The sequence below is a fragment of the Caulobacter sp. FG121 genome, from assembly GCF_057809815.1.
The window spans coordinates 23,859-47,980 of record NZ_JBMDKR010000009.1 but is presented as its reverse complement, the minus strand read 5'-3'; the positions used below and the strand labels follow the sequence as shown (position 1 = coordinate 47,980).

21 protein-coding genes are annotated in these 24,122 nt (G+C 68.3%); 13 read left to right on the top strand and 8 right to left on the bottom strand.

Features of this window, described 5'->3' with window-relative positions:
- The first annotated feature begins 57 nt into the window (after positions 1–57).
- Both acs and ACODSL_RS17950 read left to right on the top strand, forming a co-directional pair.
- Positions 58–1,944, top strand: coding sequence for an acetate--CoA ligase (gene acs / locus ACODSL_RS17955; RefSeq protein WP_488902191.1), 1,887 nt, complete (start codon positions 58–60; stop codon positions 1,942–1,944).
- Between the two features lie 23 nt (positions 1,945–1,967).
- Complete coding sequence (locus tag ACODSL_RS17950) at positions 1,968–2,552, top strand: SRPBCC family protein (protein ID WP_488902100.1); 585 nt, start codon at positions 1,968–1,970, stop codon at positions 2,550–2,552.
- Here ACODSL_RS17950 and ACODSL_RS17945 read toward each other — a convergent pair.
- Entirely contained in the window at positions 2,549–3,565 is a 1,017-nt protein-coding gene (locus ACODSL_RS17945) for an alpha/beta hydrolase family protein (protein WP_488902099.1), read from the bottom strand. The genes ACODSL_RS17950 and ACODSL_RS17945 overlap by 4 nt on opposite strands.
- Positions 3,562–4,149 carry a TetR/AcrR family transcriptional regulator gene (locus ACODSL_RS17940; RefSeq protein ID WP_488902098.1) on the bottom strand — a complete coding sequence of 196 codons (588 nt, stop codon included), beginning with the start codon at positions 4,147–4,149 and terminating at the stop codon, positions 3,562–3,564. Before ACODSL_RS17940 ends, ACODSL_RS17945 begins: the two co-directional genes overlap by 4 nt.
- Before the next feature lie 152 nt (positions 4,150–4,301).
- Between ACODSL_RS17940 and ACODSL_RS17935 the strand changes: the two genes are divergently transcribed.
- From ACODSL_RS17935 to ACODSL_RS17925, 3 genes are all read left to right on the top strand, one after another.
- A complete protein-coding gene (locus ACODSL_RS17935) occupies positions 4,302–7,145 on the top strand; it encodes a M16 family metallopeptidase (protein WP_488902097.1) in 2,844 nt (947 codons plus the stop codon).
- A gap of 142 nt (positions 7,146–7,287) precedes the next feature.
- Positions 7,288–8,427, top strand: coding sequence for an aminotransferase class I/II-fold pyridoxal phosphate-dependent enzyme (locus ACODSL_RS17930; protein ID WP_488902096.1), 1,140 nt, complete (start codon positions 7,288–7,290; stop codon positions 8,425–8,427).
- Between the two features lie 106 nt (positions 8,428–8,533).
- Complete coding sequence (locus ACODSL_RS17925; RefSeq protein WP_488902095.1) at positions 8,534–10,960, top strand: PAS domain S-box protein; 2,427 nt, start codon at positions 8,534–8,536, stop codon at positions 10,958–10,960.
- Here the strand turns inward: ACODSL_RS17925 and ACODSL_RS17920 are convergent.
- Positions 10,957–11,481, bottom strand: a complete 525-nt coding sequence (locus tag ACODSL_RS17920) for a DUF1993 domain-containing protein (RefSeq protein WP_488902094.1) — start codon at positions 11,479–11,481, stop codon at positions 10,957–10,959. The two genes, ACODSL_RS17925 and ACODSL_RS17920, sit on opposite strands and share 4 nt — an antisense overlap.
- An 83-nt stretch (positions 11,482–11,564) precedes the next feature.
- The gene (locus ACODSL_RS17915; protein ID WP_488902093.1) at positions 11,565–12,488 is read right to left on the bottom strand and encodes a LysR family transcriptional regulator; all 924 of its coding nucleotides are present in this window, start codon (positions 12,486–12,488) and stop codon (positions 11,565–11,567) included.
- Between the two features lie 78 nt (positions 12,489–12,566).
- Here ACODSL_RS17915 and ACODSL_RS17910 point away from each other — a divergent pair, with 78 nt between their 5' ends.
- Positions 12,567–13,193 (top strand): DUF2306 domain-containing protein, encoded by a 627-nt coding sequence (locus tag ACODSL_RS17910; protein ID WP_488902092.1) that lies wholly within the window; start codon positions 12,567–12,569, stop codon positions 13,191–13,193.
- A 157-nt stretch (positions 13,194–13,350) separates the two neighbouring features.
- On the opposite strand, the gene ACODSL_RS17905 is transcribed toward ACODSL_RS17910, so the two are convergent.
- Together ACODSL_RS17905 and ACODSL_RS17900 are read right to left on the bottom strand one after the other, a co-directional pair.
- Positions 13,351–14,664 carry an Hsp70 family protein gene (locus tag ACODSL_RS17905; protein WP_488902091.1) on the bottom strand — a complete coding sequence of 438 codons (1,314 nt, stop codon included), beginning with the start codon at positions 14,662–14,664 and terminating at the stop codon, positions 13,351–13,353.
- A 112-nt stretch (positions 14,665–14,776) separates the two neighbouring features.
- Positions 14,777–17,068 carry an NADP-dependent malic enzyme gene (locus tag ACODSL_RS17900; protein WP_488902090.1) on the bottom strand — a complete coding sequence of 764 codons (2,292 nt, stop codon included), beginning with the start codon at positions 17,066–17,068 and terminating at the stop codon, positions 14,777–14,779.
- Between the two features lie 292 nt (positions 17,069–17,360).
- Here ACODSL_RS17900 and dapB point away from each other — a divergent pair, with 292 nt between their 5' ends.
- The gene (gene dapB / locus ACODSL_RS17895; protein ID WP_488902089.1) at positions 17,361–18,152 is read left to right on the top strand and encodes a 4-hydroxy-tetrahydrodipicolinate reductase; all 792 of its coding nucleotides are present in this window, start codon (positions 17,361–17,363) and stop codon (positions 18,150–18,152) included.
- 15 nt (positions 18,153–18,167) lie between these two features.
- Positions 18,168–18,557, top strand: coding sequence for a hypothetical protein (locus ACODSL_RS17890; protein ID WP_488902088.1), 390 nt, complete (start codon positions 18,168–18,170; stop codon positions 18,555–18,557).
- A gap of 306 nt (positions 18,558–18,863) precedes the next feature.
- Here ACODSL_RS17890 and cysQ read toward each other — a convergent pair whose 3' ends face one another.
- Together cysQ and ACODSL_RS17880 are read right to left on the bottom strand one after the other, a co-directional pair.
- Positions 18,864–19,634 carry a 3'(2'),5'-bisphosphate nucleotidase CysQ gene (cysQ, locus tag ACODSL_RS17885; RefSeq protein WP_488902087.1) on the bottom strand — a complete coding sequence of 257 codons (771 nt, stop codon included), beginning with the start codon at positions 19,632–19,634 and terminating at the stop codon, positions 18,864–18,866.
- Entirely contained in the window at positions 19,631–19,819 is a 189-nt protein-coding gene (locus ACODSL_RS17880) for a DUF3553 domain-containing protein (RefSeq protein ID WP_488902086.1), read from the bottom strand. The genes cysQ and ACODSL_RS17880 overlap by 4 nt, the downstream gene beginning before the upstream one ends.
- Positions 19,820–19,884: 65 nt before the next feature.
- Between ACODSL_RS17880 and chpT the strand changes: the two genes are divergently transcribed.
- The 5 genes from chpT (at position 19,885) to ACODSL_RS17855 (ending at position 24,076) form a co-directional block, all read left to right on the top strand.
- Positions 19,885–20,577, top strand: coding sequence for a histidine phosphotransferase ChpT (gene chpT / locus ACODSL_RS17875; protein ID WP_488902085.1), 693 nt, complete (start codon positions 19,885–19,887; stop codon positions 20,575–20,577).
- A gap of 95 nt (positions 20,578–20,672) precedes the next feature.
- Positions 20,673–21,059 (top strand): response regulator, encoded by a 387-nt coding sequence (locus tag ACODSL_RS17870; RefSeq protein ID WP_488902084.1) that lies wholly within the window; start codon positions 20,673–20,675, stop codon positions 21,057–21,059.
- The gene (locus ACODSL_RS17865; RefSeq protein WP_488902083.1) at positions 21,056–21,883 is read left to right on the top strand and encodes a CheR family methyltransferase; all 828 of its coding nucleotides are present in this window, start codon (positions 21,056–21,058) and stop codon (positions 21,881–21,883) included. Before ACODSL_RS17870 ends, ACODSL_RS17865 begins: the two co-directional genes overlap by 4 nt.
- Complete coding sequence (locus ACODSL_RS17860) at positions 21,883–22,665, top strand: hypothetical protein (protein WP_488902082.1); 783 nt, start codon at positions 21,883–21,885, stop codon at positions 22,663–22,665. The genes ACODSL_RS17865 and ACODSL_RS17860 overlap by 1 nt, the downstream gene beginning before the upstream one ends.
- Positions 22,666–22,786: 121 nt before the next feature.
- On the top strand, positions 22,787–24,076 hold the full coding sequence (locus ACODSL_RS17855) for a cytochrome P450 (protein ID WP_488902081.1): 1,290 nt from the start codon (positions 22,787–22,789) through the stop codon (positions 24,074–24,076).
- Positions 24,077–24,122: the final 46 nt, after the last annotated feature.

Sequence of the window (24,122 nt, the reverse complement as noted above, 5' to 3'; positions counted from 1 at the left end):
GACGTGAGCGACGGGCAGGTATTTCCGGTTCCGCAGGCCTGGGCCGACCGCGCCCACATGGACGCGAAGGCCTATGAGGCCGCCTGCGCCCGGGTCGAGCGCGATCCCGACGGCTTCTGGCGCGATGTCGCCGGCCGGCTGGACTGGATCAAGCCCTTCACCCAGGTCAAGGACGTCTCCTGGAACCGCGAGGACTTCCACATCAAGTGGTTCGCCGACGGCGTGCTGAACGTTTCGGCCAACTGTCTCGACCGCCACCTGCCGACCCGCGCCGACGACGTCGCCTTCATCTGGGAGGGCGACGATCCCGCCGACTCGAGAAAGATCACCTACCGCGAGGCGCACGAGGAAGTGTGCCGCATGGCCAATGTCCTCAAGTCGCGCGGGGTGAAAAAGGGGGATCGGGTCACGATCTACCTGCCGATGATCCCCGAGGCGGCCTACGCTATGCTGGCCTGTTCGCGCATCGGCGCGGTGCATTCGGTGGTGTTCGGCGGCTTCTCGCCCGACAGCCTCGCCGGCCGGATTCTCGACTGTGACTCCCGTGTCGTCATCACCGCGGACGAGGGCGTGCGCGGCGGCAAGATCGTGCCGCTGAAGATGAACGTCGATCTGGCCCTGACCCAGTGTCCGGAAGTCGAGACGGTGCTGGTCGTCGAACGCACCGGGTCCAAATGGCTCAAGCACAGCGGCCGGGACGTCGCCTACGGACCCGAGCGGGACAAGGCCTCGGCCGACTGCCCGCCCGAGCCGATGAACGCCGAGGATCCGCTGTTCATCCTCTACACCTCGGGCTCCACCGGAAAACCCAAGGGCGTCCTCCACACCACGGGCGGCTATCTGACCTGGGCCAGCTGGACGCATGAACTGGTGTTCGACTACCGCCCCGGCGAGATCTTCTGGTGCACGGCCGACGTGGGCTGGGTCACCGGCCACAGCTACATCGTCTACGGCCCGCTCGCGAACGGCGCGACCAGCCTGATCTTCGAGGGCGTGCCCAACTACCCGACCACCTCGCGATTCTGGGAGGTCATCGACAAGCATCAGGTGGAGATCTTCTACACCGCCCCGACGGCCCTCCGCGCGCTGATGCGCGACGGCGAGGAGCCGGTGAAGAAGACCTCGCGCAAGTCGCTGCGGCTGCTGGGCAGCGTCGGCGAGCCGATCAATCCGGAAGCCTGGCTCTGGTATCACCGCGTGGTCGGCGAGGGCCGCTGCCCGATCGTCGACACCTGGTGGCAGACCGAGACGGGCGCCTGCCTGGTCTCGCCCCTGCCCGGCGCCACGGACCTCAAGCCGGGTTCGGCCAGCAAGCCGCTGCCCGGGGTGAAGCTGCAGCTGGTCGACGCCGAGGGGGCCGTGCTCGAGGGCGCGGTCAGCGGCAACCTGTGCCTGACCGACAGCTGGCCCGGCCAGATGCGCACGGTCTACGGCGACCACCAGCGCTTCATCGAGACCTACTTCACCACCTACCCCGGCAAGTACTTCACCGGCGACGGCTGCCGGCGGGACGAGGACGGCTACTACTGGATCACGGGCCGGGTCGATGACGTGATCAACGTCTCCGGCCACCGTCTGGGCACGGCGGAGATCGAGTCGGCCCTGGTCGCCCATGACACCGTCGCCGAGGCGGCCGTGGTCGGCTTCCCGCACGACATCAAGGGCCAGGGCATCTACGCCTATGTCACCCTAAACGCCGACGTGACCCCGACCGAGGATCTGCGCGCGGCCCTGGTCAAATGGGTGCGCCACGAGATCGGCCCCTTCGCGGCGCCGGACGCCATCCAGTGGGCCCCGGGCCTGCCCAAGACCCGCTCGGGCAAGATCATGCGCCGGATCCTGCGCAAGGTGGCCGAGAACGACCTGTCGAACCTCGGCGACACCTCGACCCTCGCCGATCCGGCTGTGGTCGACGACCTCGTCGCCAACCGACTTACCCGCTGACACGGCCGGGGAAGGAACAGACAATGCGGCTGATCCTCTCCCTGCTGGTGATGACGGGTTTCTCGGCGGGACCCGCCCGCGCTGACTGGACGCCGGACGGCGCGGCGATGGACCAGCTGACGCGCGGCGGCGTCCATGCGGAGGTGCATCCCGCGGGTGACGGCGTCTCCGGCGTTGTGATTGGCGCGGTCGATATCGCCGCGCCGCCGGAGGTGGTCTGGCGCACGATCACCGACTGCGGCCGCGCCGGTCGCATGGCGCCGAACATCCGCTCCTGCCGTATCACCGTCCGCGATCCGGCCGGCCGCTGGGACGTGCGCGAGATGGTCGTCGGCAGCGGCCTGCTGCCGTCGTTCCGCACCGAATTCCGGTCCGACTTCACGCCGCTGCGGTCGATCCGCTTCCGCTGCACCGCAGGCGACGTGCGCTTCTGCGACGGACAGTGGCGGCTGGAGCCGCTGGTCGGCGGCCGCACGCGGGTGCTCTACGAGAACCGGGCCAGCTCTCCCTTCCCCGCGCCCGCCGTCGTCGCCCGCGCCGCCATGCGCATGGATCTCACCAACGCCCTGCGCGCCCTGAGGCGGGAAGCGGAGGCGACGAAGCCCTAGCGTCGCGGCGCGCCGAGGCGGGCGTCAAAGAAGGCGACGACCTCCTGGTTGAAGGTCCGATGGAACGCCTTGCGGTCAAATCCCGGCGTGTCCGAGCAGAGCATTGGCGGCAACAGGGGCCTGGCGACGCCGCAAGGCGGCAGGAAAGAGAAGTGGCCACCGCCGGCGACGAGATGGAATTCCGGAGCGGAAGGCAGGCGCTGGCGAACGACGTCGGCGTTCGTCGCCGCGGGGGCGTTGCTGTCCCGGCTGCCGGCCCATAGCTGTACCGGAACAGTGACCGCCGCCAGACCCCCTCGATCGAACGCGAAGCCGAAGCCCGGCGCGGCAATCACGGCCGCCCAGACGCGCGGATCATGTGTCCAGCCTCGCGGCGCCGGACCGGGCTTCATCAGCCGGCAGACCAGTTCCGGCGCCGACCTACAGTGAGCCGGAACAGAGGACAGGTCAGGCTCGCCGCCGAGGACCACCAAGGCCGTCGTGCCGCCCGCGGAAAAGCCGAACAGGCCGAGCCGCGCGGGATCGAGGTGAGATCGACCGGTCCATTCCGCGAGGAGAAAGTCGTTGACCCGGATGATCTGCCGCGCTCGCTCTTCGATCCAGCGCGGTGTTCCAACCGCCGAGTCATCCTTGACGTTGTCGCCGGGGTGCTGGGGCGCCGCCACCACGTAGCCGGCTTCGGCCAGCGCCAGGGCGGTGTCCATATGGCTGAAGGGCGCGCCGCCGGTGCCATGCGACATGACAACGACCGGCAGATGGTCGCCGGCAAGAACGCCCCCCTTCGCCAGCCGAACAGCCCCTGTGCTCGCCAGGATCAGGCTCGGTTTGCTTGAGGTCGGATAGAAGAGGACCACCGGGATCGACGAATGGCCGGGATCGGCAACCATAACCTGGGTGATGCCGACGGGCCGGCTGGGCGTCGTCGCCGTTGTGAGCACAACCCCGGCCAGCGCCACCACGGCCAGAAGGACGAAGCCGGCCACAATGCCGGCGATCCTGAGCGCGATTTTCATGGGGGTGTTCCCTCGCTGGCTGGCGCGAACGCCTTCAGGCCGTTGGCGACGGCCATCCGGTAGATGGTCTGAAACTGGTCGGGACTGCTGAAGCGCCCCGCGCGATCCATCGACACCAGACCTTGCGCAAGCGCCGACAGGGTCAGGGCGATGTCGAGAGACGGGGCATCGCGAAGGCGGCCCAACGCCCTGGCGTCGTCGATGCGGGCGGTGATGCGGCTGATGACCCGCGATGAGCCGCCCGCGAAATCGTCCGGAAACTGCTTCGCCCCGCTGGCCCGGAGCAGGAAGGCGGCGTCGAAGCGATGAGGGTCCTCGACCGAGAACGCCAGAAAGGCCGCCAGCATCTTTTCCAGCCAGGCCACGGGATCGGCCTCGTCGATCGCGACCACCCGGGCCTCCCAGGCGTCGAACCCGTCCAGCATCAGCGCGTCGAGCAGGGAATCCTTGGTCGGAAAATGGCGATAGATGGCCATGGTCGAAAGACCGGCGTCCTTCGCAACCGATCGCATGGACAGGCCCTCCAGCCCGCCCAGCGCGAATGCGGTCCTGGCCGCGAGAAAGATGCGATCCCGTGTCGTCATGTGTACATCGTACACCACACTGCGTACGATGTACACACCAAAGTTGCCCGGCGGCGAGCCTCATTCGCCGACACCACACATGACAGGACCGTAAGGTTTCGCTTCCGCCCGCCGGTGATAGGGTCCCGCGCAAAGTTCACCCGGAGTCGCCCATGTTCCGTCCGGCCAAGGCCTTCGTGCTCGCCCTCGCCCTGTCATCATCGGCGCTCGCCGCGGGGGCCTATGCCCAGACCGCGCCGGCGCCCGCCTCGGCCGAAGTCCCGCCGATCGGTTTCAAGACCCGCGTCCTGCCCAACGGCATGAAGGTCTTCTATTCCGCCGACCGCAGCACGCCGAATGTGACGGTGCAGGTCTGGTACAGCGTCGGGGCCAAGGACGACCCCGCCGGCCGGTCCGGCTTCGCCCACCTGTTCGAACACCTGATGTTCAAGGCCACGCGCGACATGCCGGCCGAATCCTTCGACCGCATGACCGAGGACGTCGGCGGCTTCAACAACGCCTCGACCTATTCCGATTTCACCAACTACTACGAGGTCGTGCCGGCCAGTCACCTGGAGCGGCTGCTGTGGGCCGAGTCCCAGCGACTGGGCTCGCTGGTGGTCGACGAGGCCAGCTTCAAGTCGGAACGCGACGTGGTGAAGGAGGAGCTGCGCCTGCGGGTGCTGGCCGACCCCTACGGCCGCTTCTTCCGCATCGCCATTCCGAACGCCAGCTACACCACCCACCCCTACAAGCGCCCGGGCATCGGCTCGATCGAGGATCTCGACGCCGCCACGATCGACGACGTGCTGGCCTTCCACGCCACCTACTATCGGCCGGACAACGCCGCCCTGATCGTGGTCGGCAACTTCGATGAGGCCCAGCTGAACGCCTGGGTCGACAAGTACTTCGTCCCGCTGAAGACGCCGGCCGCGCCGCTGCCGAGGGTCACGGTCAGGGAGCCGGCCCGCACCGGCGCCCGCACCGTGACGACCTACGCCCCCAACGTGCCGTTGCCGGCCGTGGCCGTGACGTGGCAGGGCCCGTCGGCGTCCGACCCGGACGCGGCGGCCCTGACCGTGCTCGACGCCATCCTGTCGGGCGGCAAGTCCTCGCGGCTCTACAACAGCCTGGTCTATGACCAGCAGGTCGCCCAGGCGGCCTTCTCCAGCGCTGACCTGAACCAGCAGCCGGGCCTGTTCTGGGTCGGCGCGGTCATGGCCGGCGGCAAGACGGTCGAGCAGGGCCAGGCCGCGCTGATGGCCGAGATCCGCCGCCTGCGTGACGCTCCGCCGACCGAGGCCGAGCTGGCCGAGGCGCGCACCGAGATGGTCGCCGACGCCGTACGGGACAGGGAAACGATCGACGGCCGCGCCTTCGCCCTGGGCTACGCCCTGGTCATGGAGGGCGACGCCGCCAAGGCCAACACCGGCATCGCCGAGCTGCAGGCGGTCACCGCCGCCGACATCCAGCGCGTGGCGAAGAAGTACCTCGCCGACGACCGCCTGGTCGTGGTGCGCTACCTCGACGAGGGCCAGCGCCCCGCCGGCGAGACCGCCCCCGCCGCGCCCGCGGTCACCCCGGTCAAGTCGCCGGCCTTTACGGGTCAGGTGTTCAGCCTCGCGCCTGAAGGTCAGCGGGTCGCTCCGCCGGCGCTGGGAACGCCGGTCTCGCCGGTCCTGCCGGTTCCCGCGGAACGCACCCTCGCGAATGGCCTGCGGGTCATCGTGGCCCACGGCAGCGACCTGCCGCTGGTCACCGCCGAACTGACCGTGCGGTCCGGCGCGGCGGTGGACCCCGCCGGTCGCGCCGGCGCCTCGTCGATGATGGCCGACCTGCTGACCGAGGGCACCACCACCCGCAGCTCGGTGCAGATCTCCAGCCAGACCGAAGCGCTCGGCGCGAACCTGTCGGCCGGCTCGGGCTGGGAAGCCTCGTCGGTGACGCTCAACGTCATGCCGCAGAACCTCAAGGCCGCGATGGACATCATGGCCGACGTGACGCTGAACCCGGCCTTCGCCCAGGATGAGCTGGATCGCGTGCGTGACCAGGCGCTGGACGGCTTCCAGGTCGCCCTGAAGCGGCCCGGCACGGTGGCCGGCTATGTCACCGCGCCGATCATCTACGCCGGCTCGCCGTTCGGCCATGTCGCCGGCGGCACGCCGACCTCACTGCCGAAGCTGACGCGTACCGACCTCCTGACCATCCATGACACCTGGTGGCGGCCGGACAACGCGGTGCTCGTGATCGCGGGCGACATAACCCCGGAGCAGGGCTTCGCCCTGGCCGAGGCGGCCTTCGGCGGCTGGAAGAAGCCGGCCACGCCGCTGCCCGCCCTGCCGACCGCCGACGCCAATCCGCCGGTGCGCAACGTCATCGTCGACATGCCCGGCGCGGGCCAGGCGGCCGTCACGCTGGCCCGTCGCGGCATCGCCCGCAGCGATCCGCGCTACTACGCCGGCATGGTGGCCAACACGGTGCTCGGCGGCGGCTATTCCGCCCGTCTCAACCAGGAGATCCGGGTCAAGCGCGGCCTGGCCTACGGCGCCAACTCGGGCCTGAGCGCCCGTCGCATCGTCGGCGGCTTCACCGCCTCGACCCAGACCAAGAACCCGTCCGCCGCAGAGGTGGTCACCCTGATCCGCAATGAGCTGACCCGCATGGCCACCGCGCCGGCCACGCCGGCCGAACTGGCCGCGCGCAAGTCAGTGCTGGTCGGCGACTTCGGTCGTGACATGGGCACCACCGACGGCCTGGCCGGCGTCCTCGGCGGCCTGGCGAACTACAACATCGACCTGGGCGAGATGAACCGCTTCACGAGCAAGATCGAGGCGGTCACGGCCGAGCAGGTCACGGCCTTCTCGGCGGATGTGTTTGATCCCTCGAAGGCCAGCGTGGTCATCGTCGGCGATGCGAAACTGTTCGGCGACGGCATCAAGACCGCCGTGCCGAACGCCCAGGTCATCCCGATCGGCAGTCTCGATCTCGACAGCCCGTCGCTGGTGAAGGGGCAGTAACCCTGCGTGGTTCGACACGCACCCTGCGGGTGCTGCTCACCATGACGTGCACTGAGCTACGTCATCCTGAGCAGGCCCGCAGGGCCGTGTCGAAGGACGCACTGGGCTTGCATCAAGCTGCGTTCCACGTTCAGACACCCCCATGACCGCCCAGATCGACCCCTTCCACGCCATCGCCATCAGCCGCCTGGCCCATGAGCTCAAGGCGCAGGGCCGGTCGATCATTCACATGGAGTTCGGCCAGGCCTCGACCGGCGCCCCGAAGGCAGCCATCGCCGCGGCCCACCATGTGCTGGACACCGACGGCATGGGTTACTGGGAGAGCCCGGCCCTGCGCGCGCGGATCGCGAAACACTACCAGGACCGGTACGGCGTCACCGTCGAGTCCGACCGCATTATCCTGACTTGTGGCGCCTCGCCGGCGTTGGTGCTGGCGCTGCTGTCGGCGTTCTCGCCCGGCGACCGGGTGGCGCTGGCCCGACCGGGCTATGTCGCCTACCGCAACACCCTCAAGGCCCTGCGCATGGAGCCGGTCGAGATCGCGTGCGGACAGGAGAGCCGCTACCAGCTGACGGCCGCCCACCTGGCGGCGCTGGACCCGCCGCCGGCCGGGGTGATCATCGCCAGCCCGGCCAATCCCACCGGGACGATCATCGAAGCCGGCGAACTGGCCGCCATCGCGCAGGTCTGTCGCGACCGCGGCATCCGCATCGTCTCCGACGAGATCTACCACGGGCTCAGCTATATCGGCCCTTGCCGGTCGATCCTCGAGGTCGAGCCGACCGCCCTGGTGGTCAACAGCTTCAGCAAATATTTCAGCATGGTCGCCTGGCGGCTGGGTTGGCTGCTGGCGCCGCGCGACCTGGTCGCCAGCGCCCGCGCCTATGTCGGCAACCTGTTCCTGACCGCGCCGTCGCTCAGCCAGCACGCGGGCCTCGCCGCCATGGACGCGATCGACGAGCTGGAGGGCCATGTCGAGGTCTATCGTCGCAACCGCGCCCTGCTGCTGGAGGCCCTGCCGTCGCTGGGGCTGACGGACATCGCGCCGCCGGACGGGGCCTTCTACATCTACGCCAGCGTCGCCCACCTGACCGACGACAGCCTGGCCTTCGCCATGGACCTTCTGCGCGACACCGGCGTGGCCGTGGCCTCGGGCGTGGACTTCGACCCTGTCGAGGGCCGCCGGTTCATCCGCATCAGCTTCGCGGTCTCGACGCCCGAGGTCGAGGAGGCGCTGACGCGCCTTCGCCCCTGGTTCGCGGCCCGGACGCCGGACGCCTGAAGACACTTTCACGCGGGCGGCCGGGAACCATCGGCCGCTCTGTGCTTTCCGGGTTTCGGGGACCTGTCATCTGACGCACGCCCCGCAGCGAAAAGCGGGGGCATGGATGATCACCGAAAGGACCCGCGACGTCCCGGACCATAACGCTCTCGTGGGTCGCGGCGAGATGGCCGACCTCATTCGCGCCCATGACTGGTCAGACTCCCTTGAGCCGATCGCCGACTGGCCGGGAAGCCTCAGGACGACCGTCGGCCTTCTGCTCCATTCGCCCGTCCCCATCGTGCTCCTCTGGGGCGTCGACGGGATCATGATCTACAACGACGCCTACTCCATCTTCGCCGGTGGACGTCATCCCGCCCTGCTGGGCAGCAAGGTGCGGGACGGCTGGCCCGAGGTGGCCGACTTCAACGACAACGTCATGAAGGTCGGCCTCGCCGGCGGCACGCTGGCCTACCGGGACCAGGAGCTGACGCTCCATCGTTCGGGCCAGCCCGAGCAGGTCTGGATGAATCTCGACTACTCTCCGGTGATCGCCGAGGACGGCCGTCCCGGCGGCGTCATCGCGATCGTGGTGGAGACGAGTGAGGCCGTCCGCGCCACCAACGCGCTGCGCGAAAGCGAGGCCACGCTTCGCAGCCTCAACGCCGATCTCGAGCGCGAGGTGCTCGAACGAACGCGCGAACGCGGGCGGACATGGGAAGTCAGCCCCGACCTGCTCTCGATCATGTCTCCGGCGGGCATGTTCGAGGCGGTCAATCCGGCCTGGGTCGCCACCCTGGGCTGGTCGACGGACCACATGACCCGCACGCCTTACCTGGATTTTGTCCATCCCGATGATCTCGACGCCAGTATCGCGGCCTTCGCGACAGTGACCAGCGGCCAGCCCGTCCTGCGGTTCGAGAACCGCTATTGCCGGGCGGACGGCGGCTGGAGCTGGCTGTCCTGGGTCGCGGTGCCGATCGACGGCAAGGTCTATTGCAGCGCGCGGGACATCACCGTCGAAAAGCTCGCCCAGGCCGAACGGGACCAGCTCTGGACGCTGTCCGAGGACATGCTGGGCCGCGCGGACTACGCCGGCAACCTGTCCGCCGTGAACCCGGCCTGGACCCGGACCCTCGGCTGGAGTGAGCAGCAATTGCTGACCAATCCCTATGCCGACATCATCCACCCCGACAACGTCGAGACGGTCGTCGCCGCTCTGAGCCAGATGAGCGAAACCGGTCAGCCGACGCGGTTCGAGAACCGGATTCTCGCCAGTGACGGCGCCTGGAAACCGATCGGCTGGACGGTCGCGCCCGAACCCGGCGGGGTGAACTTCATCGCCGTTGGCCGCGACCTTACGGAGGACAAGGCCCGCGAACAGGAGCTGCAACTCGCCCAGGAAGCCCTGCGCCAGGCGCAGAAGATGGAGGCGGTCGGCCAGCTGACCGGCGGCATCGCCCATGACTTCAACAACCTGCTGGCCGGCATCAGCGGCAGCCTCGAGCTGATCGAAGCGCGTCTGGCCGAGGGCCGGCTGAGCGGACTCGACCGCTATATCAGCGCGGCCCAGGGCGCCGCACGCCGGGCGGCGGCCCTGACGCAACGGCTCCTGGCCTTCTCGCGCCGGCAGACCCTGGACCCCCGCCCGCTCGACGCGAACCGGCTGATCGGCGGGATGGAGGATTTGATCCGGCGAACCGTGGGGCCGACGGTGACGGTCGAGGTGGTCGGCGCCGGCGGGCTGTGGGTGACGAAGGTGGACCCGTCCCAGCTTGAGAACGCGCTGCTGAACCTCTGCATCAACGCTCGCGACGCCATGGCCCCCGAGGGCGGGCGGCTGACCATCGAAACCGCCAACAAGTGGCTGGACGAGCGCGCCGCCCGCGAACGCGAACTGCCGCCAGGTCAGTACGTCACCCTGTGCGTCACCGACACGGGAACGGGCATGACGCCCGACGTGGTCGCCCGCGCCTTCGACCCCTTCTTCACCACCAAGCCGCTCGGTCAGGGCACGGGGCTCGGCCTGTCGATGATCTACGGCTTCGTCCGGCAGTCCGGCGGACAGGTGCGCATCTATTCCGAGCTCGGCCAGGGCACGACGATGTGCCTGTACCTCCCGCGTTTCTCCGGACCGGCCGATGCCGTGGACGACCCGCGCAACGATGGCCGGATCGACCCCGGGGACGGCGAAACCGTTCTCGTGGTCGACGACGAACCGGTCGTGCGCATGCTGATCGTCGATGTGCTCGAGGAGAACGGCTACCGCGTGCTCGAGGCCGCAGACGGTCCGGAAGGACTGCAGATCCTGCAGTCCGACACCCGGATCGACCTGCTGGTCACCGATGTCGGCCTGCCGGGCGGCATGAACGGTCGGCAGGTCGCCGACGCCGCCCGGGTGGCCCGGCCCGACCTCAAGGTCCTGTTCATCACCGGCTACGCGGAGAACGCCGCCATCGGCAACGGCCTCCTCGAAGCCGGCATGGAAGTGATCACCAAGCCGTTCGTGATCGCGTCGCTGGGCGCGAAGATACGCGACCTGATCGACCGCTAGCTCTTCAGCTTCAGCGCGCCGAGGAAGTAGCGCTTGCCGAGCGGCACGCCGTTGGCGCGCAGCACGTCGTAGGCGGTCGAGGCGTGGAAGTAGAAGTTCGGCAGCGAGAACGACAGAAGGAAGCCTTCGGCGGTGAACGGCATCTTCGTCGGGCCGAATTCAAACGTCACGTCCTTGCCGGCCAGGGCATTGACCTCTTCCGGCGTCAGGGCCCGCAGCGCGGCCTGGGTGTCGGCGATGATCTTGATCAGGCCGGCGTAGGTCTCGGGCATGGCCGGACCGCCGACGGCCTTGAACAGACCCGCCTTCACCGCCTCGATGGCGCCGATGGAGTGGTGGGCGATCGAGGTGACCTGGAACGCGAGCGGCAGCATGTCGCCCGTCAGGCGCTTGCCGACCAGATCGTCGGGGTTGGCGCCCTCGTCGGTGCAGTGTTTCAGACCGCGCTCGAGGAAGCCGGCGGCGGCGTCGACGATCTGCAGGTACTGGCCGACGGTGATGTCATAGAGCGAGATGGTCATGGCGGTCGCGCCTCCCGGGTGCGTTGTTTTCTGAAACGGTCGGCACATTGCCGAGACTGTGGATCGTTCGCAATCCCTGACGGTCAAAGTGGGGCAAGCACCTCCGCCGCGACCTCACAGATCTGGCCCCGCACCCAGGCGAGAAGCGCGTCGCTCGACCGGTGATTGGCCCAGACGAGCGTCATTTCGTAGTCCGCGCCGGAGAAGGGCGGGTCGGCAAGGTGGAGGTCGAACTGGACCGCAAGGCGTGTCGCCAGGGTCCGCGACACCGCCGTGACGCCATCCCCCGCCGCCACCGCCGCGAGGGCGGCGACAAAGCTGGGCGTCGACAGGGCGATGCGCCGCTCCAGTCCTTCCGCAGCCAGGACGGAATCGATCATCGACTGACTGTCGCCAAACAGGCTGACCCCCACGTGGCTGAGCCTCGCGTAGTCCGCCAGCGTGAGGGGACCGGTCAAGGCCGGATGCCCCTTCCGCATGGCCAGCGCCAGACTGTCCCGCCCGATCGGCGTGCTGACGGCCCCGGGCGGCAGCGGCGCGCCGGTCACGGCGAAGGTCAGGTCGACCTCTCCGCGGGCCACGCGATCCGGCAACGCGGGGCTATAGGCCTCGATGCGCAGGGTCACGCCGGGCGCCGCCACGGCCAGGCGGGCCATCAACGGCGGGATCAGCAGCACTGTGTGAATGTCGCTGGCGACCATGCGAACGGTCCGCGTTTCGTCGCGCGGATCAAAGGCGGGCCGGCTGAACAGGCCCTGGACGCCCTCCATCGCGGTCGCCAGCTGCGGGACAAGGCCCTCGGCGAACGGCGTGAGGATGAACCCGCCGCCCTGCCGCACCAGCAGCGGGTCGCCCAGCAGATCGCGCAGTCGCCCCAGCGCCCGGCTCATGGCCGGCTGGCTGAGCCCCGCGTCCGCCGCCGCCCGGGTGACATTGCGCCGCCGCAACAGCGCCTCGAGCGGCGGCAACAGGTTCAGGTCGACGGAGGACAAATTCACATCACGCATGACGGAGATACAAACTATGCATTTTTTGTATGCGCAAGCCCGTGGCACGGTCGGGGCTCAATCACCGGGGAGCCGACCATGTCCGTCAACACCGCCTCGCCCACCGCCCCGAAGATGGGCTGGCCGTTCTGGCTCATGCTGGCCGGATCGCTGCTGATCGCCCTGGCCTCGGTGCGCTACCTGTTTCCCGGCGCGCCGGGCGGGGCCCCGGGGATCATGGCCAACGCTTTCACGAAATACGGCGCTCTGACCGTCCATGCCGGCTTCGCTATCGTCGCGCTGACGATCGGGCCGTTCCAGTTCATGCGCGGCCTGAGGACCGGCCGCCCGCGCCTGCATCGCTGGATGGGTCGGACTTATGTGCTGGCCTGCCTGATCGCGGGCGCCGCCGGCCTGGTGCTGGCCCTGGGAGCGACCACCGGACCGGCGTCGACGGCGGGGTTCGGCCTGCTGGCGGTGCTGTGGCTGTACACCACGACGAAGGCCTGGACCTCGGCCATGAACCGCCGGTTCGACGAGCACCGCCGCTGGATGATCCGCAGCTTCGCCCTGACCTTCGCGGCGGTGACCCTGCGCCTCTACCTGCCCTTCGCCTTCTTCTCCCCGTTTGGCTACGACGACACCTACCGCGCCATCAGCTTCCTCTGCTGGGTCCCGAACCTGGCGTTCGCGGAGGTGTTCGTGAGGGCGCGCGTGCGGATGTAACGACAACCGCAATTTCTCCGTCATCCTCGCGCTCGTCGCGAGGACCCATGAACACGGTACTTGCGAATGTTTGCGCGGTCAGCGCGATGTCCCAAACACCGTGTGCTTGGGTCGTCGGAACAAGTCCGACGATGACGGAATGGGGGGATGGCCGCCCCTACCCCGCCGCCCGCTCGCTCCAGTCGTCCAGATCCTCCTCCGCGCCCAGCAGCGCCAGGCCCGTGGCGATCGACACCAGCTCGGCGCCGCTCTCCAGTTTCCCCGCCCCGAACCGCCGCTCAAAGATGCCGCGCACGGCCGGCACGAAGCTCGACCCGCCGGTGAGGAACACCCGGTCCACCCCCGCCTCGGTCAGCCCGGCCCGCGCCAGCGCCTGATCGACCGCGCCCTCGATGGCCGTCAGCTCCGGCTGGATCCATCGATCGAAGCTCGACCGCTTCACCGGCCCCTCGATCTCCACCGACCCGCCCTTGAAGCTGAACACCGCCTCCTCGGCCCCCGACAGCGCCTCCTTCAGCCGCGAGACCGACTGGTAGAGGCGGTAGCCGTGATTGTCGTCGAGCACCTCGACCAGCCGCTCCAGCTTCTCCGGCTCGACCGCGTCGCGCACCAGCCGGCGGATGTCCTTCATGTCCCGCGACGCCCGTAGCAGCGCCAGCTGCTCCCACCGTGCGAAGGCGGTGAAGTAGCGGTTGGGGATCGGCAGGACGTTGTCGAACGCCTTGTACAGGCTGCCCTTGCCCAGCTTCGGCGACACCAGATGGTCGATGATCCGGTAGTCGAAGGCGTCGCCGGCCACGCCGACCCCCGCGTTGGACAGCGCCTGCGAGCGCACGCGACCGTTCCTGTGGCTGAAGCGCACCAGCGAGAAGTCGCTCGTGCCGCCGCCGAAGTCGCCGACCAGCACCGTGGCGTCGCCCTCCAGCCGTCTGGCGAAGAAGAAGGCCGCCGCCACCGGCTCGTAGACGTAGCGGATGTCCTCGAACCCCAGCCGTTTGAATGCCGTCTCGTAGCGCGTCAGGGCCAGGGCCGGGTCAGGGCGCAACCCCGCGAACGCCACCGGCCGCCCGACGATCACCCGTTTGGGCAGGTCAGCCAGATCGGCGCCGCCATGCTCGCGCACCTTCAGCAGGAAGGCGCTCAGAAGGTCCTCGAAGGTGAACCGCCGCCGCAGAATCTCGGTGTCGGTGAACAGGGTCGAGGCGGCGTAGCTCTTGAACGACTGGATGAACCGCGTCTCCAGCGGCTCCTCGACATAGGCGTCGATCGCCCACGGCCCTGCCTCGACCACGCGGCCGGCCGGGTCGTCGTAGGGTGCGTGGAAACTCAGGGCCGAGCGGAAGGCGTTGAACGGCTGGCCGTCATGATTGAAGCTGGCGAGGCCCGCCTGGCCCCCGCCCTGGTCGAAGGCGACGACTGTGTTGGTCGTGCCGAAATCAACGCCGATCGCGGCGTCGGATACGCGCGTCATGGGATGTCCCTTCCCGGAAAATGGAGTGGCGCGCGCCACCCCGGCGAAGGGGCGGGCGTCAGGCCTGCAGGATGTTTCTCGTCACGGCGCTGCTCATCATGAAGCCATGGCCCTACTCCGCCGCGGGCTCGAGCGGCTGGTCGTACGCCGCCATCAGAGCCATGTTGAGGATCTTGGACACAGACGCCGACAGCGGCGCGATCTGCACCGACTTGTTCATGCCCAGCAGGATCGGGCCCATCACCGTCGCGCCGCCGAGGCTCTGGACCAGCTTGGTCGAGATCGAGGCCGAGTGGATCGCCGGCATGACCAGGATGTTGGCCGGACCAGTCAGGCGCATGAACGGGAAGTTGCCGCGCGACTCGGGCTCGAGCGCCAGTTCCGGCGGCATCTCGCCCTCGTACTCGAAATCGACGCCGTCCATCTCGTCGAGCATCGCCACCGCCTCGCGGACCTTCTCCGAGCGGAGCCCCATCGGGTTGCCGAAGGTCGAGTAGCTGAGGAAGGCCACGCGCGGCGTGAAGCCCAGCCGGCGCACGGCGGCGGCGGCCTCGCAGGCGATCTCGACCAGCTCGTCGGCCTCGGGCATCTCGGTCACGTTGGTGTCGGCGATGAACACGGTGTGGCCCTTGGCCAGCACGATGGACATGCCCATGACCCGGCCGCCCGGCGCCGGATCGATAACCCGCAACACCTCTTCCAGCACCTGGTCATAGCTGCGCGTCACGCCGGTGATCATCGCGTCGGCGTCGCCGAGCGCGACCATCGAGGCGGCGAAGCTGTTGCGGTCCTGGTTGATCAGGCGCTGCACGTCGCGCTTCAGATACCCCTCGCGTTGCAGGCGCTGGTACAGGTGATCGACGTAGTCGGGATTGCGGTCCGACATGCGGGCGTTGACGATCTGCAGCTTGACCTCGTCCGGGTTCAGGCCGGCCAGGCGCATGTTTTCCTGCACCAGCTCCTCGCGGCCACACAGGATCGCCTGGCCATAGCCCTGCGCCTGGAAGGCGTAGGCGGCGCGGATCACGCTGGGCTCCTCACCCTCGGCGAAGACGATGCGCTTCTTGGGGCCGTTCATCACGGCGCCGGAAATCTTCTGCAGGAAGGCGGCCGTAGGATCGAGCCGCTGGGCCAGCGAGGCGCGATAGGCGTCCATGTCGGCGATCGGTCGGCGCGCCACGCCGGTGTCCATCGCCGCCTGGGCGACGAACGGCGGGATGTACCAGATCAGCCGGGGGTCGAAGGCCGAAGGGATGATGTACTGCGGGCCGAACTTGAGCTGCCGGCCGTGATAGGCGGCGGCGACCTCGTCAGGCACATCTTCGCGCGCCAGCATGGCCAACGCGTTGGCGCAGGCGATCTTCATCTCGTGATTGACGCGGCGGGCCCGCACATCGAGCGCCCCGCGGAAGATGTAGGGGAAGCCCAGGACGTTGTTGACCTGGTTGGGATAGTCGCTGCGGCCGGTGCCCATGATGGCGTCGCTGCGGACCGAGTGGACCTCTTCCGGCGTGATTTCCGGGTCCGGGTTGGCCATGGCGAAGATCACCGGATTGGGCGCCATGCTGGCGATCATTTCCTTGGTGAAGGCGCCGGCGGCCGACAGGCCCAGCAGCACGTCCGCGCCGGCCACCGCCTCGGCCAGGGTGCGCTTGTCGGTGTCGACCGCGTGGGCGCTCTTCCACTGGTTCATGCCGTCGGTGCGGCCCTGGTAGAGGACGCCCTTGGAATCGCAGGCGATGACGTTCTCGGGCCGCACGCCCATCGCCTTGATCAGCTCCATCGAGGCGATGCCGGCGGCGCCGGGGCCGTTGAGCACGACCTTCACATCGGCCAGATTCTTGCCGGTGATGTAGCATGCGTTGATCAGGCCGGCGGCGCAGATGATCGCGGTGCCGTGCTGGTCGTCGTGGAACACCGGGATGTCCAGCAGCTCCTGGCAGCGCTGCTCGATGATGAAGCACTCGGGGCTCTTGATGTCCTCGAGATTGATGCCGCCGAAGGTCGCGCCGATGGTCTTGACCACGGTGATGATTTCTTCGGCGTCCTCGGTGTCCAGTTCGATGTCGATGGCGTCGACGTCGGCGAAGCGCTTGAACAGCACCGCCTTGCCTTCCATCACAGGCTTGGAGGCCAGAGCGCCCAGATTGCCGAGGCCGAGGATGGCGGTGCCGTTGGAGATGACCCCGACGAGGTTGCCCTTGGACGTGTAGTCGTAGGCCAGGTCGGGGTTCTCGGCGATCGCCAGCACCGGCACGGCCACGCCCGGCGAATAGGCCAGGCTCAGGTCCCGCTGCGTCGCCATCGGCTTGGTCGCGGCGATGGCGATCTTTCCGGGCGTCGGGAACTGGTGGAAGGCCAGCGCCTCCTCGTCGGTGAAGGTCTTCTTTTCGGAGTCGCTCATGGCGGAGGAGAACGTCCTTGAAACGCTGGCGCGCGCGTCGGTGTGCTGAGAGGCGCGCAACCTAACGGGCGAGGGCGGGCGGGACAACCGTGCGCGGCCACCTTCATTCCCTCCCCTTCATGGGGAGGGTGGATCGCGAAGCGATCCGGGTGGGGGAGCACGATGCCGTGCTGGAGTCATCGGGGAGACCGCCCGCTTCCCCACCCTGTCGGCTTTGCCGACGTCCCTCCCCATAAAGGGGAGGGAGGAAGTCCGCGCTGACAACGGCCCTTCCCCGCGCTAATCCTTCCCCATGACCCAGCCCGCACCAGCTCCCGTGAAGATCGCCATCGCCGGCGCGCTCGGCCGGATGGGCCGGGCGGTGGCCGCCCTGTGCGAGGGGCGCGACGATGTCGTGGTTGTCGCGCGCTACGAACGCCCGGGCGTCGAAGGCGAGGGTCTGGTCACGATCGATCAGGCGATCGCCGCCGCCGACGTCGTCATAGACTTCACCACGCCCGAAGCCTCCGTGGCCCTGGCCGAAAAGGCCGCCGGCCGTGGCGCGGTGGCGCTGGTCATCGGCACCACGGGCCTGTCGCAGGACCAGACCCGCCGCATCGACGAGGCCAGCCAGCGTATCGCCATCGTGCGGTCCGGCAGCTTCTCGCTGGGCATCAACATGTTGCTGGGCCTGGTGCAGCAGGCGGCAAGGGCGTTCGACGCCCGCGACTTCGACATCGAGGTGTTCGAGGCCCACCACAAACGAAAGGTCGATGCGCCCAGCGGCACCGCCCTCATGCTCGGCGCGGCGGCCGCGCGCGGTCGAGGCGTCGACCTGAAGGACGTCATCCAGCCCGCCCGCCATGGCCTGACCGGCGCCCGGCCGGAGGGCGAGATCGGCTTCTCCGTCATGCGCGGCGGCGGCATCATCGGCGAGCACAGCGTCACGTTTGCCGGCGAGGAGGAAATCCTGACCATCAGCCACTCCTCGCGGGACCGGTCGCTGTTTGCACGCGGCGCCGTGACGGCGGCGCGATGGGTGGCCGGCCGGGGGGCTGGCGCGTTCGATATGCAGGATGTGTTGGGGTTGCGGCCTTCGGTCTAGTCAAAGAGGAAAGCCATGCGGTTCGTTCTGATTCTCGCGATCTACTTCTTTGCAGGCGGTTGCGGGCCGCGTGACGAGCCTCGGGGTGCCGTAAAAGAGCCAGTTGATCTGTTCTGGTACGCCCAGGAACGCAGCGACGACTTCGTGAGGATCCCCGGGTTTCGCACGATGGCCGATTGCAATCAGGCCGGAGCCTCCATGACGCGGTTGATCAAGGAGGAGCGAATTAGCTCCTGTGAAATTGCCGCCGGGTTGGCTGGGGTCAAGGAAGGCGAAGGCGATCAACCAGGCTGTGATGATATCGTTGGGCTTCGAAAGCCTTGGTACGAATGCGGGGTCCGGTGTCGCCCGTGGGATGCCAAGCGAAGCGTTGCCAGATGCAAGACCACCGAGGAACATCGGTAACACCCAAACCCCGCCCTTCATCTCATGGCGAGAGCTTCGCCGGTCGGGTCAGGTCACTCAAGGGCGCTGCGCGTCGCGAAGCGATGGCCCGAGGGGCCACCCTTGACTGACCTGACCCGGCCGGCACGCTGGCCTGCATGAGACAAAGGGATTTTTCCTCTCCCGGAGGGAGAGGTGGCCTGGCGGAGCCAGGTCGGAGAGGGAGGAACGGCAGCTGAAGGTACGGCGCGGTATCGTCCACCACCGGCGGCTCCCGCTCCACCATGCTCCGCATGGTCCCCCTCTCCCTCCGGGAGAGGAAAGTGGTCAGCCGCCGCGCGCCACGAACCACTCGTTCAGGAACCGCTTGTCGGCCTTGCCATAGAGGAAGTCGGCGCCCTGATAGCCGGTGACGGACCCGCCGGCCGCTTCCAGCACCGCCTGGGCCGCGCAGATGTCCCACTCGCTGGTCGGTCCATGCCGCGGATAGATGTCCGCGACACCCTCGGCGATGCGGCAAAGCTTGACCGAGCTGTCCATCGCCAGCGTGCTGTGGAAGCCGTACTCGGTTGAGAGTTTGGCCAGCGTCTCTTCTTTCATGGTGTGGCTGATCAGCGCCACGGCCTCCCCCTTCGGCCATGCCCGCACATGCACGGCGCTGGCGGCGCCCCCCTCGGCGCGCTTCATCGCGCCCATCGCGGTGGTGAACCAGGTCTCGCTGCTCGCGGGTGCGCAGACCGCGCCGGCGACCGGGCGGCGGCCGGCCACCAGGCCGATGTTGACCGTGAAGCTGGGGTCGCCGCGCATGAAGGCCTTGGTGCCGTCGACCGGGTCGACGAGGAAGAAGCGGTCGCCGATGGCGTCAGGCGTGCCGAACTCGGCGGCCTGTTCCTCGGCCACCACGGCGATGTCGGGGAAGTGTTCCTTGAGCCGCTTGAGGATCAGCGCCTCGCCGACCTGGTCGGCGATGGTCACCGGGCTCATGTCGGCCTTGGCGGTATGGGCCACCGTGCCGCCGTGCGACCAGTAGGGCAGGATCAGCCGGCCGGCCTCCTCGACGATGTCAGCGAGCACAAGTCCAATATCGGCGTCGCTCATCGGCGGCCTCCCGGATCGTCGGCCACGAAAATCAGACGCACGACCGACGTATCGATGGCCTGTTTGCCGGCATGTTCGAAATTCACGGTGACCCGCCGCCCGGCCACCGACTGCACCTGTCCGGTCCCCCAGTCGTCCCGCGTCGGGTGGCGGACCAGCGCGCCGGGCTCGATGAAGGGGTCCATGGGCGTCTCGTTAGGGGCCCGCGCCCCATTTGCCAACGGTTCAAATCAGGTCAATTTCCCCGGCCATGACAGATCCAGACGCGACCGAACCCGCCGCCCCGTCGCCGACGCCCGTCGTCGAGGAGCAACTGCCCGAAGCCGCCGAGCTGGCGTCGCAGATCGCGGCGCGCCTCTGTCACGACTTCATCAGCCCGGCCAGCGCCATCGTCTCGGGGCTGGACCTGCTCGAGGACCCGACGGCCCAGGACATGCGCGAGGACGCCATGACCCTGATCGCCCAGAGCACCCGCAAGCTGGCCGACATGCTGCAGTTCTGCCGCGTGGCCTTCGGGGCCTCCGCGTCGGCCGAGACATTCGATCCCCGCGAACTGGAGAGCCTCGCAAAGGGCGTCTACGCCCATGTGCGGCCGGAGCTGGACTGGAAGGTCGATGTCGCCTCGCTGAACAAGGCCGCCGCCCGCATTCTGATGAACCTCTGCCAGATCGGCGCCGGGGCCCTGCCGATGGGCGGGACCGCCGTGGTCCGGGTGGTCGAGGCCGATGGCCGGACGGCCATCACTCTGGAAGCGACCGGACCGCGCGCGCGGCTGAAACCGGAAGTCCTGCGCGGCCTCAAGGGCGAGCCGCGCGGCGACGCGGTCGGCGGGGCCTGGGTTCAGGCCTACTATCTCTATCTCATCGTCAAGGGCGCCGGCGGACAGGTTGCGGCCGAGGTCGGCGAAGACAAGGTCACGCTCGCGGCCTGGGCGCCGGCGTAGCAAATCCGCGCTAATCCCCCGCAAATTCTCCCCGCTCTCACCACCCGTTAACCGACGCGGCGCAAAACAGCGGACGGGGAAGGAGCGCCTGCGCCTTGAAAACCTGCCTACTGGTTGATGACAGCCGGGTGATCCGCAAGGTCGCCCGCCGGATCCTCGAGGATCTCGGCTTCGAGGTCGCCGAGGCGTCCGACGGGCTGGAGGCGCTCGCCTGGTGCCGCGCGGCGATGCCCGATGTGATCCTGCTCGACTGGAACATGCCGGTGATGAACGGCCTGGATTTCCTGCGCCAGCTGCGCACCGAGCCCGGCGGCGGCGCGCCCAAAGTCGTCTTCTGCACCGTCGAGAGCGAGCCGGTCCGCATTCGCGAGGCGCTGACCGCCGGCGCCTGCGAGTACATCATGAAGCCGTTCGACGGCGACATCATCCAGGCCAAGTTCGCCGAGGCCGGCCTGCTGCCGCGTGAGAGTCTGGCCGCATGACTCCGGACGACATCAAGCTCATTGTGGCGCTGTGCCGCCAGCGCGCCGGTCTGGGCATCGACCCGACCAAGACCTACCTGATTGAAAGCCGGCTCGCGCCGCTGGCCCGCCGCGAGGCCTACGGCTCGGTCAGCGAGCTGATCGCCGGCCTGCGCGCCCGTCGCGAGGAGCCGTTGATCTGGGCGCTGGTCGAGGCGATGACAGCCAGCGAGACGGCCTTCTTCCGCGACCGCACGCCGTTCCATCTGTTCCGGGATGATATCCTGCCGACCCTTACCCGGATGCGCGGCCCCGAGCCGATCCGCATCTGGAGCGCCGGCTGCTCGACCGGCCAGGAAGCCTACAGCCTGGCCATGATCGCGGAGGCCGGCGTCGGCCTGGAACCGGGTGCGCGGATCGAGATCTACGGTTCCGACCTTTCCGAGCGCGCGCTCGAGAAGGCCCAGGCCGGTCTTTACAACCAGTTCGAGGTCCAGCGCGGCCTGCCGATCCGCATGCTGGTCGACTACTTCGAAAAGATCGATGAAAGTTGGCGGCTCTCGCCGCGCATCCGGCAAAGGGTCCGCTGGCGGCGCGTGAATCTGGCCGCCGACCTGTCGGCCATGGGCAAGTTCGACGTGATCTTCTGCCGCAACGTGCTGTCGGCCATGGACCCGGCGACCCGTCCCAAGGTGCTCGAGGGACTGGCCGCGGCCCTGCCCGCCGATGGCTTTCTGGTGCTCGGCGAGGGCGAAACGCCGCTCGGCCTGACGGACGCCTATCGCCCGATCAGCGGCCGCGAGGGCCTGTACGCCCGCAACCCGGCTTTCCGGATCGCCGCCTGATGGCCTCCACGGCCGATGAGGCGGTACTGGCCTGTATCCGCGTTCCAAAGAGTGGCTCCAAGAGCCTGTCGCGCATCGTCGCCGAGGCGTTTCCGGATCGCGCCTCCTTCTATTTGCCCGACACCTTGCGCCGCGAGGCCCGGATCAGCCGATGGCAGGGTTTCCGCCTCTGGCGATCGCAGGTCCAGAACCTCAGCAAGCACGGGGGCGTCCTGTCGCTCGATGCGGCGCTGGACCGCATCGATGGCGCCGCGAAGCCCGGCGACCTCCTGATCGGCGGCCATTTCGATCTGTCCACCGCGCAGTCCGGCCTGTCTCTTCCTGTCAGAGGCATTGTGTTGCTGCGGGATCCCGCCGAGCGGGCGAGGTCCGACTACAACTACGCCCGTCAGGGTTTTCTGAAGAAGAAGCCCTGGCAGCGCTTCGACGCCCATCTGACGGCCCAGGCGGCCGGGCGATACGCCTTCGAGGGCTTTCTCGACTACCAGCTGGAACACCCGGAGGTGTTCGGAGACCTGGCCAGCGCCTACGTCGGCTGGCGACCCGGCGAACCGCTTGAGTCCGTTCTGCCGAACATCTGGTGCTGGGGCGTGCTGGAACAGGCCGACGCCTTCGCCGGGCGCATGTCGGACATGACGGGCCGTCCGCTTACCTTCGGCCAGACCAACGCCACGCGGCAGATAGAACAGCTGGATATCTCCGCCGCCGAGCATCGGAAGATCGAACGCCTCTACGCCCGCGATCTCGAGCTCTATGCCCTTTGCAGGGCCGACTACGGCTGACGCATCCGGCGGGCGGTCTCCCTCCAGCGGCGTCGGCGCACGCTCGACAACCACCCGCTTCCCCTTTGCTTCCGCCACGTCACGGCGGCATCTTCAGCGCGGGGCATAACGGGAAACGACAATGAGCGGCGCAGAACGCATTCCAGACGACATCGCCTTCCAGGCGATCAACCCGGCGGCCTACGCGGACGACAGCGTCCATGACGCCTTCCGCTGGCTGCGAGCCAACAATCCGCTGGGCAAGGCCGAGCTCGAGGGCGTCTATCCCTTCTGGCTGGTGACCAGACACGCCGACATCCTCGAGATCAGCAGGCAGAACGACCTGTTCCACTCCGGCGACATGCCGACCACCTTCACGACGGTGGAGGGCGACAAGATGGTCCGCGCCATGACCGGCGGCAGCCCGCATCTGGTGCGGACGCTGGTCCAGATGGATGCGCCGGACCATCCGAAATACCGGCTGATGACCCAGTCGTGGTTCCTGCCGCAGAACATCCGCAAGCTGGAAGACCGCATCCGGACCATTGCGCGCCAGCATGTCGACCACATGGCCTCGCTCGGCGGCGAATGCGACTTCGTCAACGAGATCGCCCTCTACTATCCGCTGCGGGTGATCATGGAGATCCTCGGCGTCCCGCCCGAGGACGAGCCGCGCATGCTCAAGCTGACGCAGGAGCTGTTCGGCGCCCAGGACCCGGACCTGAACCGTAGCCAGAGCGACGCCGGCGCCATGCAGGGTCCGGAGGCCCTCGCCGCCATTCAGGGCGTGATCGCCGACTTCTTCATGTACTTCAAGGCGATCACCGACGACCGCAAGGCCAGTCCGCGAGACGACGTGGCCAGCGTCATCGCCAACGGAACGGTCGACGGCCAGCCGATCAACGACTTCGAGGCCATGAGCTACTACGTCATCGTCGCCACAGCGGGCCACGATACGACCTCGTCCTCCACCGCCGGCGCCATCTGGGGCCTGTGCGAGTACCCGGAGGAGCTGGCCAAGCTGAAGGCCGACCCCTCCCTGATCCCGGGCCTGGTCGACGAAGCCATTCGCTGGACCACGCCGGTGAAGCACTTCATGCGCTCGGCCACGGCCGACACGGAAGTCGGCGGCCGCAAGATCGCCAAGGGCGACTGGCTGTGGTTGGCCTATCCGTCAGGCAACCGCGACGAGGCCGTGTTCGACGAGCCGGACGCCTTCCGTGTCGACCGGACGCCGAACAAGCATCTGGCCTTCGGCTACGGCGCCCACCTGTGCCTGGGCCAGCATCTGGCCAAGATGGAGATGCGCATCCTGTTCGAGGAACTGCTGCCGCGTCTGGAATCGCTGGAATTCAACGGCACGCCGCGCCGCAGCCTCGCCAGCTTCGTAAGCGGGCCCAAGTCCTTGCCGATCCGCTACACGTTGAGCTGAAACGAAAAACGGCCCCCGTCCGTGAGGGCGGGGGCCGTCTTCAAAT